Origin of the sequence: Roseateles noduli, from assembly GCF_050626985.1 — a bacterium.
Taxonomy (GTDB): Bacteria; Pseudomonadota; Gammaproteobacteria; order Burkholderiales; family Burkholderiaceae_C; genus Roseateles; species Roseateles noduli_A.
Genome location: NZ_CP192463.1, coordinates 3,754,003 through 3,770,497 on the forward strand (window position 1 = coordinate 3,754,003; position 16,495 = coordinate 3,770,497).

At 68.5% G+C, this 16,495-nt stretch carries 21 protein-coding genes; 4 read left to right on the top strand and 17 right to left on the bottom strand.

What is annotated here, in order from left to right; all coding sequences use genetic code 11:
- Positions 1-39 precede the first annotated feature (39 nt).
- From ACQ4L4_RS16380 to ACQ4L4_RS16455, 16 genes are all read right to left on the bottom strand, one after another.
- Positions 40-294: a YfhL family 4Fe-4S dicluster ferredoxin gene (locus ACQ4L4_RS16380; RefSeq protein ID WP_431099998.1), complete on the bottom strand. Its 255-nt coding sequence runs from the start codon at positions 292-294 to the stop codon at positions 40-42.
- 122 nt (positions 295-416) lie between these two features.
- Positions 417-926 (bottom strand): pantetheine-phosphate adenylyltransferase, encoded by a 510-nt coding sequence (gene coaD, locus ACQ4L4_RS16385; protein ID WP_377160615.1) that lies wholly within the window; start codon positions 924-926, stop codon positions 417-419.
- A gap of 8 nt (positions 927-934) precedes the next feature.
- Positions 935-1,537: a 16S rRNA (guanine(966)-N(2))-methyltransferase RsmD gene (rsmD, locus tag ACQ4L4_RS16390; protein ID WP_431104950.1), complete on the bottom strand. Its 603-nt coding sequence runs from the start codon at positions 1,535-1,537 to the stop codon at positions 935-937.
- A gap of 143 nt (positions 1,538-1,680) precedes the next feature.
- On the bottom strand, positions 1,681-2,451 hold the full coding sequence (gene hisF, locus ACQ4L4_RS16395; RefSeq protein WP_431099999.1) for an imidazole glycerol phosphate synthase subunit HisF: 771 nt from the start codon (positions 2,449-2,451) through the stop codon (positions 1,681-1,683).
- 3 nt (positions 2,452-2,454) lie between these two features.
- On the bottom strand, positions 2,455-3,198 hold the full coding sequence (gene hisA, locus ACQ4L4_RS16400; protein ID WP_377160609.1) for a 1-(5-phosphoribosyl)-5-[(5-phosphoribosylamino)methylideneamino]imidazole-4-carboxamide isomerase: 744 nt from the start codon (positions 3,196-3,198) through the stop codon (positions 2,455-2,457).
- Positions 3,199-3,300: 102 nt separating this feature from the next.
- The gene (gene hisH, locus ACQ4L4_RS16405; RefSeq protein ID WP_431100001.1) at positions 3,301-3,969 is read right to left on the bottom strand and encodes an imidazole glycerol phosphate synthase subunit HisH; all 669 of its coding nucleotides are present in this window, start codon (positions 3,967-3,969) and stop codon (positions 3,301-3,303) included.
- Complete coding sequence (gene hisB, locus ACQ4L4_RS16410) at positions 3,966-4,562, bottom strand: imidazoleglycerol-phosphate dehydratase HisB (RefSeq protein ID WP_377160605.1); 597 nt, start codon at positions 4,560-4,562, stop codon at positions 3,966-3,968. The genes hisH and hisB overlap by 4 nt, the downstream gene beginning before the upstream one ends.
- Before the next feature lie 69 nt (positions 4,563-4,631).
- Entirely contained in the window at positions 4,632-5,732 is a 1,101-nt protein-coding gene (gene hisC, locus ACQ4L4_RS16415; RefSeq protein WP_431100002.1) for a histidinol-phosphate transaminase, read from the bottom strand.
- Positions 5,729-6,223 carry a PIN domain-containing protein gene (locus tag ACQ4L4_RS16420; RefSeq protein ID WP_431100004.1) on the bottom strand — a complete coding sequence of 165 codons (495 nt, stop codon included), beginning with the start codon at positions 6,221-6,223 and terminating at the stop codon, positions 5,729-5,731. The genes hisC and ACQ4L4_RS16420 overlap by 4 nt, the downstream gene beginning before the upstream one ends.
- Entirely contained in the window at positions 6,220-6,438 is a 219-nt protein-coding gene (locus tag ACQ4L4_RS16425) for a CopG family transcriptional regulator (RefSeq protein ID WP_088408424.1), read from the bottom strand. Before ACQ4L4_RS16425 ends, ACQ4L4_RS16420 begins: the two co-directional genes overlap by 4 nt.
- Before the next feature lie 193 nt (positions 6,439-6,631).
- A complete protein-coding gene (locus ACQ4L4_RS16430; RefSeq protein WP_431100005.1) occupies positions 6,632-8,182 on the bottom strand; it encodes a methyl-accepting chemotaxis protein in 1,551 nt (516 codons plus the stop codon).
- A 187-nt stretch (positions 8,183-8,369) separates the two neighbouring features.
- The gene (gene hisD, locus ACQ4L4_RS16435) at positions 8,370-9,680 is read right to left on the bottom strand and encodes a histidinol dehydrogenase (RefSeq protein WP_431100006.1); all 1,311 of its coding nucleotides are present in this window, start codon (positions 9,678-9,680) and stop codon (positions 8,370-8,372) included.
- A gap of 90 nt (positions 9,681-9,770) precedes the next feature.
- The gene (gene hisG, locus ACQ4L4_RS16440; protein WP_377160597.1) at positions 9,771-10,412 is read right to left on the bottom strand and encodes an ATP phosphoribosyltransferase; all 642 of its coding nucleotides are present in this window, start codon (positions 10,410-10,412) and stop codon (positions 9,771-9,773) included.
- A 129-nt stretch (positions 10,413-10,541) separates the two neighbouring features.
- The gene (locus ACQ4L4_RS16445) at positions 10,542-10,805 is read right to left on the bottom strand and encodes a BolA family protein (protein ID WP_431100007.1); all 264 of its coding nucleotides are present in this window, start codon (positions 10,803-10,805) and stop codon (positions 10,542-10,544) included.
- Between the two features lie 24 nt (positions 10,806-10,829).
- Positions 10,830-11,612, bottom strand: a complete 783-nt coding sequence (locus ACQ4L4_RS16450) for an ABC transporter permease (RefSeq protein ID WP_431100009.1) — start codon at positions 11,610-11,612, stop codon at positions 10,830-10,832.
- Entirely contained in the window at positions 11,609-12,532 is a 924-nt protein-coding gene (locus tag ACQ4L4_RS16455; RefSeq protein ID WP_431100010.1) for an ABC transporter ATP-binding protein, read from the bottom strand. The genes ACQ4L4_RS16450 and ACQ4L4_RS16455 overlap by 4 nt, the downstream gene beginning before the upstream one ends.
- 127 nt (positions 12,533-12,659) lie before the next feature.
- On the opposite strand from ACQ4L4_RS16455, the gene ACQ4L4_RS16460 reads away from it, so the two are divergent.
- The 3 genes from ACQ4L4_RS16460 to ACQ4L4_RS16470 all read left to right on the top strand — a co-directional run bounded on the left by ACQ4L4_RS16460 (position 12,660) and on the right by ACQ4L4_RS16470 (position 14,270).
- Entirely contained in the window at positions 12,660-13,337 is a 678-nt protein-coding gene (locus ACQ4L4_RS16460) for a TetR/AcrR family transcriptional regulator (protein ID WP_377160594.1), read from the top strand.
- Positions 13,338-13,510: 173 nt separating this feature from the next.
- The gene (locus ACQ4L4_RS16465) at positions 13,511-13,804 is read left to right on the top strand and encodes a hypothetical protein (RefSeq protein WP_431100011.1); all 294 of its coding nucleotides are present in this window, start codon (positions 13,511-13,513) and stop codon (positions 13,802-13,804) included.
- Between the two features lie 136 nt (positions 13,805-13,940).
- A complete protein-coding gene (locus tag ACQ4L4_RS16470; RefSeq protein WP_377160592.1) occupies positions 13,941-14,270 on the top strand; it encodes a hypothetical protein in 330 nt (109 codons plus the stop codon).
- 166 nt (positions 14,271-14,436) lie between these two features.
- Here ACQ4L4_RS16470 and ACQ4L4_RS16475 read toward each other — a convergent pair whose 3' ends face one another.
- Positions 14,437-16,077 carry a wax ester/triacylglycerol synthase family O-acyltransferase gene (locus ACQ4L4_RS16475; protein WP_431100013.1) on the bottom strand — a complete coding sequence of 547 codons (1,641 nt, stop codon included), beginning with the start codon at positions 16,075-16,077 and terminating at the stop codon, positions 14,437-14,439.
- Positions 16,078-16,187: 110 nt separating this feature from the next.
- On the opposite strand from ACQ4L4_RS16475, the gene ACQ4L4_RS16480 reads away from it, so the two are divergent.
- Positions 16,188-16,439, top strand: coding sequence for an acyl-CoA-binding protein (locus ACQ4L4_RS16480; RefSeq protein WP_377160588.1), 252 nt, complete (start codon positions 16,188-16,190; stop codon positions 16,437-16,439).
- Positions 16,440-16,495 lie beyond the last annotated feature (56 nt).

The following is a 16,495-nucleotide window of genomic DNA, read 5'->3' on the forward strand; positions in this document are numbered from 1 at the left end:
GGTCGGCGCTTCAATTGCCCATTCAAGTAGGCGAATGCCTCATGCGTTCTGCTGGGTCAGTCGCACGTACTTCTGCATCAGCGTCTCGCGCGACTCGACGTGCTCGGGATTGACCGGAATGCAGGCCACCGGGCACAACATCGCGCATTGCGGCTCGTCGAAATGCCCGACGCACTCGGTGCACTTGCCGGGCTCGATCTGGTAGTACTCCTCGCCCATCGAGATCGCATGGTTGGGGCACTCGGGCTCGCAGACGTCGCAGTTGATGCATTCGTCGGTAATCATCAGCGCCATACTGCGCCCTCCCAGCAACCGACGAATACGGCAAGCGCTCGTAGGCGCTTGCCGCGCTCGGCGGGGCAAGGCATGCCTTGCCTGTTTCCGCCTCTCGTGTCGGTAATCATCAGCGCCATGGCCTACTGCTCCACACGGTTCTTGGCGATCCGCTCTTCCAGACGCTCGCGGACCAGCGGCGAGACGAACTTGGAGACGTCGCCGCCCAGGGTGGCGATCTCTCGCACGAAGGTCGAGGAGACGAACTGGTAATGGTCCGACGGCGGCAGGAAGACCGTCTCGACCTCGGGCATCAGCTGCCGGTTCATGCCGGCCATCTGAAACTCGTATTCGAAGTCCGAGACCGCCCGCAGCCCGCGCACCACGACCTTGCCGCCGTTCGCGATCACGAAGTGGCTCAGCAGGCCCTCGAGCGCGACCACCTCGACATTGGGATAGGGCGCCACCAGCTGGCGCGCCATGTCCAGCCGCTCGTCGATGCTGAACATCGTCTTCTTGTGATGTCCCGCCGCGACTGCCAGCACCAGGCGTTCGAACAGCCGGCTGGCACGACGGACCAGATCCTCGTGGCCGAGGGTCATCGGGTCGAAGGTGCCGGGATAGACGGCCGTCAGCAGGATCTGGGAGGTCATGGGCGGGATTATCCGCCGCGCCGCAGCAGGCGGTAATGCACCGCCCCGGCCCGCCCTTCCTTCCACACGGACAAGCCCAGCGCCGCCGGCGCCTCGATCGCCTCCGGCGACTCCAGGTAGATCAGCCCGTTCTCGGCCAGCAGCGGGGCCGCGGCCGTCAGGGCGTCGACGAACAGCCCCTCGGCGAACGGCGGGTCCAGGAACACCAGGTCGAACGATCCCGCGGCACCCCGACGCATCCAGGCGAGCGCGTCGGCGTTCACGATCGTCATCGGCACCGTGCCGTCCTTGTCGAGGCGCTTCAGGTTGGCGCGCAGCGCGTTCGCGAGCTGCGCGTCGCGCTCCAGCAAGGTCACGCCGGCCGCGCCGCGCGACGCGGCCTCGAAACCGAGCGCGCCGCTGCCGGCGAACGCATCCAGCACGCGCCAGCCGCCCAGGTCCTGGCCCAGCCAGTTGAACAGCGTTTCCCGCACGCGGTCGGGCGTGGGACGCAGACCGGGAACGTATGGCACCGGCAGCTTGGATCGCTTCCAGACACCGCCGACGATGCGAACCTCGCCCGGCCCCGCTTCGCGCGGACGCGGCTTGACCGCGCCGTCGCCGACCGTCACGCGCGGACCGGGACGGGCCGCCCGGCGCAGGCCGTCGATATCCGGCGCCTGCTCGCGCTCACGGCCGTCACGGCCGTCACGGCCATCACGGCCATCCCGGCCATCCCGGCCCTCGCGACCCTTGCCTCGACCACCGGACGTGCTCATTGGCGCACCGGGATGCCCTGCGACGCCATCAGCGCCTTGGCTTCACCGACGGTGTGATCGCCGTAATGAAAGATGCTCGCGGCCAGCACCGCATCGGCGCCGCCCTTGGTGATGCCGTCGGCCAGGTCCTGCAGCGATCCCACACCGCCCGACGCGATCACCGGCACGCCCACGGCATCCGACACCGCGCGCGTCAGCGCCAGGTCGAAGCCGCTTTTCGTGCCGTCGCGGTCCATGCTGGTCAGCAGGATCTCGCCCGCGCCGAACGCGGCCATGCGGGTCGCCCATTCGACGACGTCCAGGCCCGTGTTCTTGCGGCCGCCGTGCGTGTACACGTCCCAGCCTTGCTGGCCGTCGGCGCCCTGACGCCGCTTGGCGTCGATGGCGACCACGATGCACTGCGCGCCGTACTTGTCGGAAGCCGCGCGGATCAGTTCCGGATCCGCCACCGCCGCCGAGTTGAAGCTGACCTTGTCCGCCCCCGCATTCAGCAGCCGCCGCACATCGGCGACCGCGCGCACGCCCCCGCCGACCGTCAGCGGAATGAAAACCTGCGAGGCCACCCGTTCGATGATCGGCAGGATCAGGTCGCGGCCGTCGCTGGTCGCCGTGATGTCGAGGAAGGTCAGTTCGTCGGCGCCCTGCTCGTTGTAGCGGGCCGCGATCTCCACCGGATCACCGGCGTCGCGCAGCTCGAGGAAATTGACGCCCTTGACGACGCGACCGCCGGTCACGTCCAGGCACGGGATGATCCGCTTGGCCAGCACCGGTCAGTCCCCGTTCAGCTCGTCGGCGCGACGCTGCGCCGCGGCGAAGTCGAGGTCGCCGGTGTAGATCGCGCGGCCGCAGATCACGCCGCCCACGCCCTCGGACTCGACCGCGCAGAGCGCCTCGATGTCGGCGATGTTGGACAGCCCGCCCGACGCGATCACCGGGATGGACAGCGCCTGCGCCAGCTTCACCGTCGCGTCGATGTTGATGCCGGTGAGCATGCCGTCGCGGCCGATGTCGGTGTAGATCACGCCCTCGATGCCGTAGTCCTCGAACTTTTTCGCCAGGTCGATGACCTCATGACCGGTCAGCTTGCTCCAGCCGTCGGTGGCGACCTTGCCGTCCTTCGCGTCCAGGCCCACGATGATGTGGCCGCCGAAGGCCGACGCCGCGTCCTTCAGGAAGCCGGGGTTCTTCACCGCGGCCGTCCCGATGATCACGTACGACAGGCCGTCGTCCAGGTAGCGCTCGATCGTGTCGAGGTCGCGGATGCCGCCGCCCAGCTGCACGGGGATGTCGTCGCCGACCTCGCGCAGGATCGCCTTGATCGCCGCCTCGTTGACCGGCTTGCCGGCGAAGGCGCCGTTCAGGTCCACGAGGTGCAGACGCCGGGCGCCGGCATCGACCCATCGGCGAGCCATCTCGGCGGGATCCTCGCCGAAGGTCGTGGAGTCGTTCATGTCGCCTTGCTTGAGGCGGACGCATTTGCCGTCTTTCAGGTCGATCGCGGGAATCAGCAGCATGGCCGAGGCAGTGGGGGTGAAGGAAGGGGAAGGATTCGGCGGGACTCGAGAACGGCGCGTGCGGCGCATCCGGCACGGGACGCCAGGCCGCGCGTCATGCGCTCAGGGCGTCCAGTGCAGGAAGTTGCGATACAGGGCGAGCCCGGACGCGGCACTTTTCTCGGGGTGGAATTGGGTGGCAAAAATGTTATCCCGCGCCACCGCACAGGTAAAGCGCGGGCCGTACTCGCTCTCACCGGCGCTGTCGCGCGGGTCCGACGTCTCGGCGTAGAAGCTGTGGACGAAGTAGAACCAGCTCTCGTCCGGCACCTCGCCCCAGACCGGATGCGCCCGCGTCTGGTGCACGCGGTTCCAGCCCATCTGCGGCACCTTGTAGCGGCTGCCGTCGGGCTGCACCTGGCCATCGAGCCGGAAGCGCTTCACCCGACCCGGAATCAGCCCCAGCCCCGGCGTGTCCTGCTCCTCGCTGTGATCGAGCAGCATCTGCATGCCCACGCACACGCCCATCAGCGGCTTGCGCGCGGCGGCGTCGAGCACCGCCTCCTTCAGGCCGCTGTCGGCGAGTTCGCGCATGCAGTCGCGCATCGCGCCCTGGCCGGGCAGCACGATGCGCTCGGCGGCGTAGACCTCGTCGGGCCTGGACGTGATGAGCACGCGCACGCCCTGGTCCTGCGCCGCCGCCAGCACCGCCTGCGACACCGAACGCAGGTTGCCCATGCCGTAGTCGACGACCGCGACGGTGCGCGGCTGGCTGGCTCCGGAGGTGCTCACAGCGTGCCCTTCGTCGATGGGATGACGCCGGCCGAGCGCGGATCCAGCGTCATCGCCATCCGCAACGCGCGGCCGAAGGCCTTGAACATCGTCTCGCACTGGTGGTGCGCGTTGTGGCCCTTGAGGTTGTCCACGTGCAGCGACACCAGCGCGTGATTGACGAAGCCCTGGAAGAACTCGTAGGTCAGCTGCGTGTCGAAGGCGCCGACGGATCCGGCGGTGAACTTGACCTCCATCGCCAGGCCCGGGCGGCCGGAGAAGTCCACGACCACGCGCGACAGCGCCTCGTCCAGCGGCACGTAGCTGTGGCCGTAGCGGGTGATGCCCTTCTTGTCGCCGATCGCCTGCGCGACGGCCATGCCCAGCGTGATGCCGACGTCCTCGACGGTGTGATGGCCGTCGATGTGCAGGTCGCCCTTGGCCTCGATGTCGAGGTCGATCAGCCCGTGGCGGGCGATCTGGTCGAGCATGTGATCGAAGAAGCCGATGCCGGTGTTCAGCGTCGACTGCCCGGTGCCGTCGAGATTCACGCGCACGCGGATCTGCGTTTCCTTGGTGTCGCGGCGGACTTCGGCGATGCGTTCGGAGCTCATGGGGATTCCAGGGAGATCAGGAAGGATCAAGGAGGGACGGTGGACGTTCAGGTCTGCTTCAATGGGTCTTCAAGCCTGCTTCAGACTGGCTTCGATCGCCGCCAGCATCGCCGCGTTCTCGTCCGGCGTGCCGACCGTCAGGCGCAGGCAGCGCGCCAGCAGCGGATGCATGCCGGAGACGTTCTTGACCAGCACGCCGCGGGCCTTCAGGTCCGCATGCAGGCGGTTGGCGTCGGGGACACGCACGAGGATCATGTTGCCTTCGCTCGGATAGGCATGCACGTCCGCGGTTTTTGCCAGGGCGGCGAGCGCGGTCTGCAGCGTCTCGCGCTCGGCACGCAGTGCGGCGGCCTGCCGCTCATAGACCTCGGCGTGTTCCAGCGCGAAGAGCCCCGCTTCCGCGTTCAGCACGCTGACGTTGTACGGCGGACGCAGCTTGTCGATGTGGCCGATCAGCTCGGCGTTGCCCATCATGTAGCCGATGCGCACGCCGGCCAGGCCAAACTTGCTCATCGTGCGCATGACCAGCACCTGCGGATGCCGCGCCATCAGCGCCATCGAGTCGCGCGCGGCGAAGGGCTGGTAGGCCTCGTCCATGACGACCAGCCCCGGCGCGGCCTGGGCGATGCGTTCGATGACGGCGTCGTCCCAGAGGTTGGCCGTCGGATTGTTCGGATAGGCCAGGTACACGATCGCGGGACGGTGCTCGGCGATCGCGGCGAGCATCGCGGCCTCGTCGAGCTCGAAGTCCGCCGTCAGCGGCACGCCCACGAAGTCCAGGTGCTGGTACCTCGACGACAGCTCATACATGACGAAACCCGGCACCGGCGCCAGCACGACGACGCGCTCGCCCGGCTGGCAGACGGCCATCGCCAGCAGCGAGATCAATTCATCCGAGCCGTTGCCCAGCATCAGCGCCTGGCCGTCCGGCAGCTTCGCGTGCGCGGCCAACGCCTGCGCCAGTTCCTGGGTGCGCGCGCCCGGGTAGCGGTTGATCGCGACGGCGCCGAGGCGCTCGCCCAGCGCGCGCTGGAGGTCGGGCGGCAGCCGGAAAGGGTTCTCCATCGCGTCCAGCTTGATCAGGCCGGCGGACGGATGCACCTGGTAGGCATGCATCGCGCGGACATCCTCGCGCAGGACACCGAGGGCTCGATCGAGGGCAGCGTTCATGGGGCAAGCGCCGCGGCGGGCAGCAAGTCGGAAGGGGAAACACCCGCCGGCAGCGCGCGCAGCGGATCGACGATCAGGACGCTGTCGTAGAGCTGCCCGTGCGGCAGCGCCCGGCTCAGCACGATCTCGCAGCCCTGCGCCTTCGCGGCCGCGACGATCAACGCGTCGGCGTACGGCAGCGAGAAGCGGCTCTCGATCGACCAGGCCGATTCGACGGTCGCGTGGTCGGTCGACCACGGCGCCCAGCGTTGGTAGCGGCGGACCTCGGCCCGCGCATCGCCGTTCGGCATCGCGGGCGAGATGCGCGTCGTCACCGAACGGTAGAAGTCATTGAGCACCTGGCTGGACGTCCGGCCCAGGCGCTGCTGCCACAGGCAGCGCAGCCAGGCCATCGCCTGCGCGCGGCAGGCAGGATCGGCGCCGTCCTCGCTGAGGATCAGCACGGAGGTGTCGACGAAGACCGGCGCGGTCAGTTCGACGGGGGCGCTCACAGCAACTCCCGGCCCGGGTAGGGCTGGCCGTCGGACGACCAGGTGCGCTCGCGGTGCAGCCAGTCCTGGAGGGCGCGCTCGTAGGCGTCGTCGTGACGCATCTTCTCGGCCAGCAGCTCGCCGACCAGCCGCGAGACGCTGGTGTTGCGCCGCGCCGCCTCCAGCCTCGCCCACTCGGCGACGCTGTCTTCCATGGTCACGGTGACGTTCTTCATCAGGGCTTCAGAGTAACACGAAGTTCGTGGTGCACGAACTTCGTGTTCTGTGAAGACCGACTTTGGGAGGCCAGGCGCGGGCTCTCCACGACTCAGGGGGCATCCCTCCGGGAACCCCCAGAGTCATTCCGGCCCCACAGAGACTCGCTGCCTCCGGTTCTTTGACTGCGTTCGGTTCTTTGACTGCGTTCGGTCAGGCGTGCAGGCGGAATTGCGCGACGACGTGCTGCAGGCTGCCAGCCTGCTCGCGCAGCGACTCGGAAGCGGCCGAAGACTCTTCGACCAGCGCGGCGTTCTGCTGGGTGACCTCGTCCAGGCGCTGTACGGCCTGGCCGACCTCCATCAGGCTGGTGCTCTGCTCCTGCGTGGCCGAGGAGATCTCCTGGATGATGTCCGTCACCCGCTGCACCGCGGCAACGATCTCCCGCATCGTCTCGCCGGCGTCGCCGACCAGTTTCGATCCCACGTCGACGCGCTCGACGCTGGCACCGATCAAGGTCTTGATCTCCTTGGCCGCCTCGGCGCTGCGCTGCGCCAGCGAACGGACCTCGCTCGCCACCACCGCGAAACCGCGCCCCTGCTCGCCCGCCCGGGCCGCTTCGACCGCGGCGTTCAGCGCCAGGATGTTGGTCTGGAAAGCGATTCCGTCGATCGTGCCGATGATGTCGGAGATCTTGCGCGAGGACGCATTGATCTGGTCCATGGTGCTGACCACCTCGGACACCACCACGCCGCCGCGATCCGCGACCTGGCTGGCATTGAGCGCCAGCTGGCTGGCCTGACGCGTGGAATCGGCGTTCAGGCGGACCGTGTCCGTCAGCGCGTGCATGGTGGCGGAGGTCTCTTCCAGACTCGACGCCATCTGCTCGGTCCGCGCCGACAGGTCGCTGCTGCCCGCGGCGACCTCGGCGCTGGACATCGCGATGCTCTCCGCGCTGGTGCGCACCGCCGACAGCGAGCGGTTCAACGCGCCCTGCATCGCCGACAGCGCCTGGGCCAACTGGCCCAGTTCATCGCGACGCGAGGTATCGATCTCGACGGTCAGGTCCCCTTCGGCGACGCGGCTGGCGACAGTCACCATGTCGTTCAGCGGCCTGACGGTGCTGCGGGTCAGGTAGAACGCGAGCACGCCGCCGGCGGCCAGCGCGGCGACGATCAAGACCGCCATCGTCGTGACCACCGCCTTGTAGGCCTTGCGCGATTCCTCGACGCTGGCGTCCGCGCCCTGCGTGTTGATGTCGACCAGCTTCTGCACCGCACCGATGAGCGCAACGAAGGCCTGCTGGGATTCGCCGTTGACCGTGGACTGGTACTCGCCGCGGTTGCCGGCCTTGCGCGCGGCGATCAGCTTGTCCTGCACGGCGATGAAGGTGGCGTACTTCGCCTTCGCATCCTTCCACTGCTCGGCTTCCTCCGGGGTGGACACCAAGGCCTCGTAGGCCTTGGCCAGCCCGGGCAGGGACTTCTCGCGCAGGTTCTTGATGCGCTCCTGTTCCTGCTCGACCTCGAGGATGACGTCCTTCAGGCACATCCCCATCTCGGCCCGGCGCAACTCGTTGAGGTCGCCGCGCAAGGCGTTGATGGCGTTGATCGAGGGGATCCAGTCGCCCCCCATTTCCTCCATGTTGCCCTGGAGCACCTGCATGCGGCTGATCGCCACCACGCCGACCAGCACGGTGGCCAGCAGCACGGCCGCGAAACCCAGGGAGATGCGTACCCCGACGCGCAGATCTGAGACCTTCATGCTTCGACGTCCTGTTATGAAGATGTTCGAAGCATGCTAGGCGTTCCGCACGAAAGGGCGAACCGCGAAACACCAGGAAATGTGGCGGTTTATCCGCGATCCAGGGTTTGCCCGGCGTGGCCGCGTGAAATCTGCGCGACCCCGCCGACGGCCGGGCCGCCCGCGCTGTCGGCTCGCGCCGACGCGCTCAGCGCTTGAGGCGGAACTCCGCCGCCTGCGCGTGCGCCTGCAGGCCCTCGCCATAGGCCAGCGTCGCGGCGATCGGTCCGAGCACCTGGGCGCCGGCCTCGCTGACCTCGATCAGGCTGGAGCGCTTCTGGAAGTCGTAGACGCCCAGCGGCGAGGAGAAACGCGCCGTGCCCGAGGTGGGCAGCACGTGGTTCGGCCCGGCGCAGTAGTCGCCGAGCGACTCGCTGGTGTACGCCCCCAGGAAGATCGCGCCCGCGTGGCGCAGCAGCGGCTCCCAGCGGTGCGGATCGGCGCTGGAGACTTCCAGGTGCTCCGGCGCGATGCGGTTGCTGATCTCGCAGGCCTCTTCCATCGAGCGCGTCTGGATCAGCGCGCCCCGCCCTTCCAGCGAGGCCCGGATGACGTCCTTGCGCGGCATGCCGGGCAGCAGGCGCTCGATGGCCTCGCGGACCTGCGCGATGTAGCCGGCGTCCGGGCACAGCAGGATGCTCTGCGCCATCTCGTCGTGCTCGGCCTGGCTGAACAGGTCCATCGCGACCCAGTCCGGCGGCGTGGTGCCGTCGGCCAGCACGAGGATCTCGCTCGGGCCCGCGATCATGTCGATGCCGACCTGGCCGAAGACGTTCTTCTTCGCGCTGGCGACATAGGCGTTGCCCGGGCCGGTGATCTTGTCGACGCGCGGCACCGTCGCGGTGCCGTAGGCCAGCGCGGCCACCGCCTGCGCGCCGCCGATGGTGAACGCCCGGTGCACGCCGGCCACGTAGGCCGCGGCCAGCACCAGCGGGTTCTTCTCGCCGCGCGGCGTCGGCACGACCATCACGATCTCCGGCACGCCCGCGACCTGCGCGGGGATCGCGTTCATCAGCACGCTCGACGGATAGGCGGCCTTGCCGCCCGGCACGTAGATGCCGACGCGGTCCAGCGGCGTGACCTTCTGGCCCAGCAGCGTGCCGTCCTCGTCGCGATAGCTCCAGCTCTCGCCGCAGGCCTGCTTCTGGCGCACGTGGTAGCTGCGCACGCGTTCGGCCGCCTGCGTCAGCGCCTTCGCCTGATCGGCGGGCAGGCCGTCGAAGGCCGCCTTCAGTTCCTCGCGGGTCAGCTCGAGTGAAGCCAGCGACGCCGCCTGCAATCCGTCGAAGCGTGCGGTGTAGTCGAGCACCGCCGCATCGCCGCGGACGCGCACGTCGGCCAGGATCTCGGCGACGCGCGTCTCGATCGCGGCATCGGTCTCGGCCGACCAGTGCAGCACGCGCTGGAACTGGGTCTCGAAATCGGGATCGGCGGTGTTGAGGGTGCGAAGGGTCGTCATGGCGGACTCCGGAATCAGTCGACGATCAGGTGGCGATCGGACGGCAGCCGGGCTGCGGGGCGCGCAGCGGGCAAGCCGCGGATCAGAGGATCAGGCAGCAGGGATGGCGGAGGCGATCGCGTCGATCAGCGGCTTGAGCGCCTCGCGCTTGAGCTTGAGCGCCGCCTGGTTCACGACCAGTCGCGAGGAGATGTCCATGATCCGCTCGACCTCGACCAGGCGGTTCGCCTTCAGCGTGCTGCCGGTGGAGACCAGGTCGACGATCGCATCGGCCAGGCCGGTCAGCGGCGCCAGCTCCATCGAGCCGTACAGCTTGATCAGGTCCACGTGCACGCCCTTGTCGGCGAAATGCTGGCGCGCGATCGTCGTGTACTTGGTCGCCACGCGCAGCCGCGAGCCCTGGCGGACGGCGTTGTCGTAGTCGAAGTCGTCGCGCACCGCGACGCTCATGCGGCACTGCGCGATGCGCAGGTCCAGCGGCTGGTACAGGCCCGCGCCGCCGTGCTCGATCAGCACGTCGCGGCCGGCCACGCCGATGTCGGCGCCGCCGTACTCGACGTAGGTCGGCACGTCGGTCGCGCGCACGAGCACGACGCGAACCTCGCGCTGATTGGTCGGGAGGATCAGCTTGCGGGAGCTGTCCGGGTCTTCCAGCACCTGGATGCCGGCGGCGGCCAGCAGCGGCAGGGTCTCTTCGAAGATGCGGCCCTTGGAAAGTGCCAGGGTGATCATGCGGTGTCCTCGGTGAACGCGCGCTTCGCGGGGAAAGCGCCTCGGGCTGTGGCCTCGGGTGTTCAGGGGGACGGCAGCGGGTTCACCGGACGGGGACACACCGCCACCCGCCTGCAGGCCGGGTGGCTGTCAGTGATGGTGGTGCGCGGTGCCTTGCTGCGCGAACTCGTCGGGGGTCAGCGTCTTCATCGACAGCGCGTGGATCTGCTCGCGCATGCGATCGCCCAGGGCCTGGTACACGCGCTGGTGGCGCTTGACCCGGCTCAGGCCCTCGAACTCGGCCGACACGATCGTCGCGAAGAAATGGCGTCCGTCGCCCTCGACCTGGAGCTCGCTGCAAGCGAGTCCCTGGGCGATGTAGCTCTGGACTTCTGCGGGGGTCGGATCGGCCATGATGGAGCGGGATTCTACCTGGGGTCAGTGGCGGATCTTGTAGCCGCGGCGCAGCAGCTCCAGCGCGATGGCGGCGACCGCCGCGAACGCGATCGCGACGACGCCCAGGCTGACCCACGGCGAGACGTCGCTGACGCCGAAGAAGCCGTGGCGGAAGCCGTCGATCATGTAGAAGAACGGGTTCAGGTGGCTGACGCCCTGCCAGAACGGCGGCAGCGAGTGCACCGAGTAGAAGACACCCGACAGGAAAGTCATCGGCATCACGATGAAGTTCTGGAAGGCCGCCATCTGGTCGAACTTCTCCGCCCACAGGCCGGCGATCAGACCGAGCGAGCCCATCAATCCCGCGCCCAGGATGGCGAAGGCCAGCACCCACAGCGGGTTGGCCATGCCCGGCGGCGCGAACCACACGGTGGCGATGAACACGCCGGCGCCCACCATCAGGCCGCGCAGGATGGACGCGCCCGCGTAGGCCAGGAACCAGGCCCAGTGCGACAAGGGCGTCACCAGCAGGAACACCAGGTTGCCGGTGATCTTGCTCTGGATCAGCGAGGAACTGCTGTTGGCGAAGGCGTTCTGCAGCACGCTCATCATCACCAGGCCCGGGATGAGGAAGCTGGTGTAGCCGACGGTGCCGTAGACCTTGACGTGGTCCTCCAGCACATGGGCGAAGACCAGCAGGTACAGCACGGCGGTCAGCACCGGGGCGCCGACGGTCTGGAAGCCGACCTTCCAGAAGCGCAGCACTTCCTTGTAGAAGAGCGTGCGGGCGCCTTCGAGGCGGATGGGGAAGTGGCTGGCGCTCATGTGCGGTGCCCCTGCATGATTTCGAGGAAGACGTCTTCAAGGTCGGCGCGGCCGATCTCCAGGTCTTCGATGGGGACGGCGGCCTCGCGCAGGGTGCCGAGGATCTGCTCGACCTCGGCCGCGTCGTGCGCGGTGATCTGGACGATGCGGCCGGTGCTGCGGGCGCGTTCGGACAAGGACAGCGGCAGCGCCGAATCGGTCTTGAACTGCAGCATCGTGGACGCGGTGCCCGCGAGCAGTTCGGACGTGCGGTTGAGCGCGACGATCTTCCCCTGCTTCAGCATCGCGATGCGGTGGCAGAGCGCCTCGGCCTCTTCCAGGTAATGCGTGGTCAGCAGGACCGTGTGGCCTTCGCGGTTCAGTCGCGCGATGAACTGCCACAGCGTCTGGCGCAGTTCGACGTCGACGCCAGCGGTGGGCTCGTCCAGCACGATGACCGGCGGGCGGTGCACCAGCGCCTGCGCGACCAGCACGCGGCGCTTCATGCCGCCCGAGAGCTGCCGCATGTTGTTGTGGGCCTTGTCGGCCAGACCGAGGTTGAGCAGCAGCTCGTCGATCCAGTCGTCGTTGTTGCGCACGCCGAAGTAGCCGGACTGGATGCGCAGCGTCTCGCGCACGCTGAAGAACGGGTCGAAGACCAGCTCCTGCGGCACGATGCCGAGCTTCTTGCGGGCCTCGGCGTAGTCGTCGACCACGTCATGGCCGAGCACCGAGACCTGCCCCCCGCTGGCGCGGGACAGGCCGGCGAGGATGCTGATCAGGCTGGTCTTGCCGGCGCCGTTCGGGCCCAGCAGGCCGAAGAACTCGCCGGGCTGGATGTCGAAGCTGACGCCGTCCAGCGCACGGAACTGGCCGTCGCGGTAGGTCTTGCTGACATTGGTGAAACGCAGGGCGGGCGGACCGCCGGCCGGCACGGACATGGCGGCCGACTGTTGTGGGGGGCTTGCGGGCATGGGCGGCGATTGTAGGCAGGGGGTCCGTCCCGCGCCGGCCTGGGGTCATGACAGAATGCGCCCACCTCCCCCACCCCTCAACGCCCCCGGGCCCATGGCCACCAAGAAGCCGCGCCGCACCGCCGAACGCATCCTCGAAGTCACGCTGGACCTGTTCAACCGCTTCGGCGAGCCGAACGTCTCCACCACGCTGATTTCGGCGGAGCTCGGCATCTCGCCCGGCAACCTGTACTACCACTACCCGGCCAAGGACGAGCTGATCAACGCGCTCTTCAACCGCTACGACAAGGCCTTGTCGGAGCTGCTGGGCGCGGTGGGCAACGTGCGCAACGTGGAGGACGCCTGGCTGTTCTTCCACATGCTGTTCGAGCTGATCTGGCAGCACCGCTTCCTGTACCGCGACCTCAACGACCTGCTGTCGAAGAACCGCAAGCTGGAAACCCATTTCCAGCACGTGCTGGAGCAGAAGACGCAGGCGATGGTCGGCCTGTTGGGCGGCCTGCAGGCCAGCGGCGCGCTGACGATGCAGGTCCGCGAGGCGGTGCCGACGGCCAACGCGATGGTCGTGCTGCTGAGCTACTGGCTGAGCTACGAATACGTGCGCGATCCGCGCAACGCGCTCGAGCCCGAGCGCGCCGGCGAGGCGCTGATGCGCGGCGCCTTCCATGTGCTGGGGCTGCTGCTGCCGTACCTGGAACCGGCCTCGCGCGACCACCTGTTCCAGCTGGTGGGCAAGTACCAGCCGCCAGCGGGCGGCGCCTCCCAAGCATGAACGGTCGAGTCCCGCCATCGGGACTCGACGTCGGCTTGATGCTTGTCAAACCCCTCTTCGTTTGACTCATCTCTGCCAGTCGGATTGACTGGCTTGAGTCATGCACGCCCGCCGCTCGATGAATACGGTGCAAGGGCGGCGACATTGCCGCGCATTCGGCTGGAGCATCGAGCATGTTCGGGATTGCGCCATGGGGCTCGTCGAGCTTGTTGAACGACTGGGAACAGTGGAGGCGGACTGGGCCGCTCGGCTTCGTCGTCCGATTCGGCCTGCTTCGCATCGCGCCATGGCTGGCCGCGCCGATCGTCGGCATGATGATCCTCTCGGGCGTGTCGGTCTCCCTGGTGCGATGGATCGCGTTGGGGACCACCTACCTCGTCATCGGCGTGATCTGGGGCGCGCTCACCTGGCGGACCTGCGAGTCTCGATGGACCCTTTCGCGTGGGAATGACGAGCCTCCCGGCTAGCAGCAAGCTCGGGGCCGGTCCTCCGCACAAACCCTGGATTCGTGCGAAGCCGGACCCCCTGGTCGCGGTTGGCGGCGAAAAACGACACCCTATAAATTAGGGATATCGCATTCACCGACATCAAGGGACCGATTCCATGAAGCGCATCCTGACCACCGCCGCCCTGCTGGCCCTGATCGCCCCGATGGCCCACGCCGCCACCGCCGAGAACGCCGATGCCAAGGCGCTGCGCGCCGAGTGCGCCAGCCAGCACGCGGTGAAGTTCGAGCAGGCCGCCGCCGCCAACGAGTACCGCTTCGTCTACAACCGCGGCGAGTACCGCGGCGAAGCCACCGCCGGTCAATCGGTCGCCTGCGGCCAGACGCAGTACGCCGAATACCTGGCCAGCGCCGATCCGGTCCGCGTGATGTCCGCCTACCCGACCGCTGCGGGCCGCCCGCAGCCGGCCAAGAAGACCGCCAAGTAATCGGTCCCGTCTTCGACACCCGCCCTCGAACCCGGACCTGAAAGCCCCGGCTTCGACACGCCGGGCTTCGATACGCCGGGGTCTGGAACGACGGGCTCCGGAACGACGAACGCCGCCCTCGGGCGGCGTTTTTCATCGCGGCGGGGCCTGAACCCGGCGCCCGGGGTCAGGCCTTGACCTCCCACGGCAGCATCAGCGCCAGCGTGAGCAGTTGCTGGAACTCGGGCTCGAAGTGGGCCACGATGCGCTCCGGATCGGGGCACAGGCCGGCGTCGGCGATCAGGCCGAACTGCACCTGGCCGGCATAGGTCAGGATGCTGATGCCCAGGCTCATGTCGCCGGCCTGCGGGGCCCAGAACATCACCCGCTCGACGGCCGAGCCGCACAGCTGCAAGGCCTGCGCCGGCCCCGGCACGTTGGTCATCAACGCCGTCGCCTTGCGCGAGAGCGTCTTCAGCATCGCGCGCTGGGCGGCCTTCTCGACCGAGCCCGACGTCGCCATCAAGCCCATCGACAAGGCCGGCTGCAGGCTGTTCTTGAGCGCCTGCGTCTGCGCATGCACCGCATAGAGCCGCTTGACCGGATTCGTGATGCCCACGGGCAGCGGCAGCGGCACCATGCCGAAGCGGTTGCCCAACTGCCACGCCGTCTCCAGCGGACGCAGGTTCACCGGCACCAGCGCGCGGATCTCCTGGCCGTCCGTGTCGTCGCCGTGTTCGCGCAGATACAGCCCGATCGCCCCGGCGACGCAGTTCAGCAGCACGTCGTTCACCGAGACGTTCATCGACTTGCCGACCGCCTTCACGGCGTCCAGCGGCAGCGGCGCGCCCCAGGCGACGCGCTTGGCGCGTCCGGCCTTGCCCTTGAGACGGGTCTTCGCGTCGTCGGGCGCTTCGGTGAGCGCGGCGGCGTCCTTGAGGACCTGCTTGCCCAGGCGCTCGGCCGGGGAGACATCCGGCGTCCCCGACCCGGCGTGCGCCTGGATCTCGCGGACGGTCCAGGCGTTGATCGGCTTGACCATCGCGTCGGCGAGCCATTCGGGCTCGGCGGCCTCGTCGGGAACGGTCTTCGCTCCTCCGGAGGCCTTGCCCGTCTTCGCGGTCGGCAGCGTCGGCGGCACGGCACCGCCGTCGGTGATCGACAGCAGCACCGCGATCAGCGCGATGCCGTCGGCGATGCAGTGATGCACGCGCGCGATGAGCGCGCTGCTGCCGTCGTAATGTTCGATCAGGTGCAACTGCCAGAGCGGACGGGCCGGATCGAGCGGCTCGGCGGCGAGGTCGGCGAGGCGGTCCTGCAGCGCGCCTTCGAGCGGACGCCCCCGGCGGCGGTTCAAGGTCTCAGGGACGACGTGCCGGGCGATATCGACCTCGGCGTCCTCGACCCACCAGGCGCGGTCGCCCGCCTCCACGACGCGCTGCCGGAAGCGCGGGAAGCGCAGCAGCCGTTCGGCGACGCGCGCGCGCAGGTCTTCAAGCGCGATGGCGGGCTTCAGCAGCAGCACGCCGTGGATGATCATCCGGTTGGCTTCGGTGTCCAGGCGCAGCCAGGCGGTGTCGACCTTGGACATCGGCTCGGCGCCCTTCGGCAGGCCGTCGGGGCGACCGGCGCGCCCGTTCCCGGAGGCCTTGGGCGGCGTCTTGCCGGCGGTGCCGCGCTTCGAGGGAGCAGCCGTCGACGGCGTGGACTTGGCGCTCCGGCGGGGGGACGGGCTCGACGCGGCGGGGGTGGGCAATGCGGTCTCCTGGACGGACGGGGCGAAGTACGGGGCGAGGGCCAAGGCGCTGACGCCCGGATCATCCGTCATCTAGAGAGGCGGCCCCAGTCCGGACGTGGGGGTGGGGTGGGTAACATCGCGGCCGTCCGTCCCGATTGTCGCCAACGGGACGCCCTGCTCAACGCCACGGGAGACACACCATGAGCCTGAAGGACCAATTCGACGCCGCCGTCGCCGATTCCAAGAATCTGCCCGAGCGCCCGGACAACCAGACGCTGCTGAAGCTGTACGCGCTGTTCAAGCAGGCGACCACCGGCGATGTCGAGGGCGACCGCCCCGGCATGACCGACTTCGTCAACCGCGCCAAGTGGGACGCCTGGAAGACCCTCGAAGGCAAGACCAACGACGAGGCGATGCAGGATTACATCGATCTGGTCGAAGGCTTGAAGTAAGTCCTCAAGTGCCGGCGCTCGCGCCGCCGCTCAGCGGAAGCCGCCTCGCAAGGGCG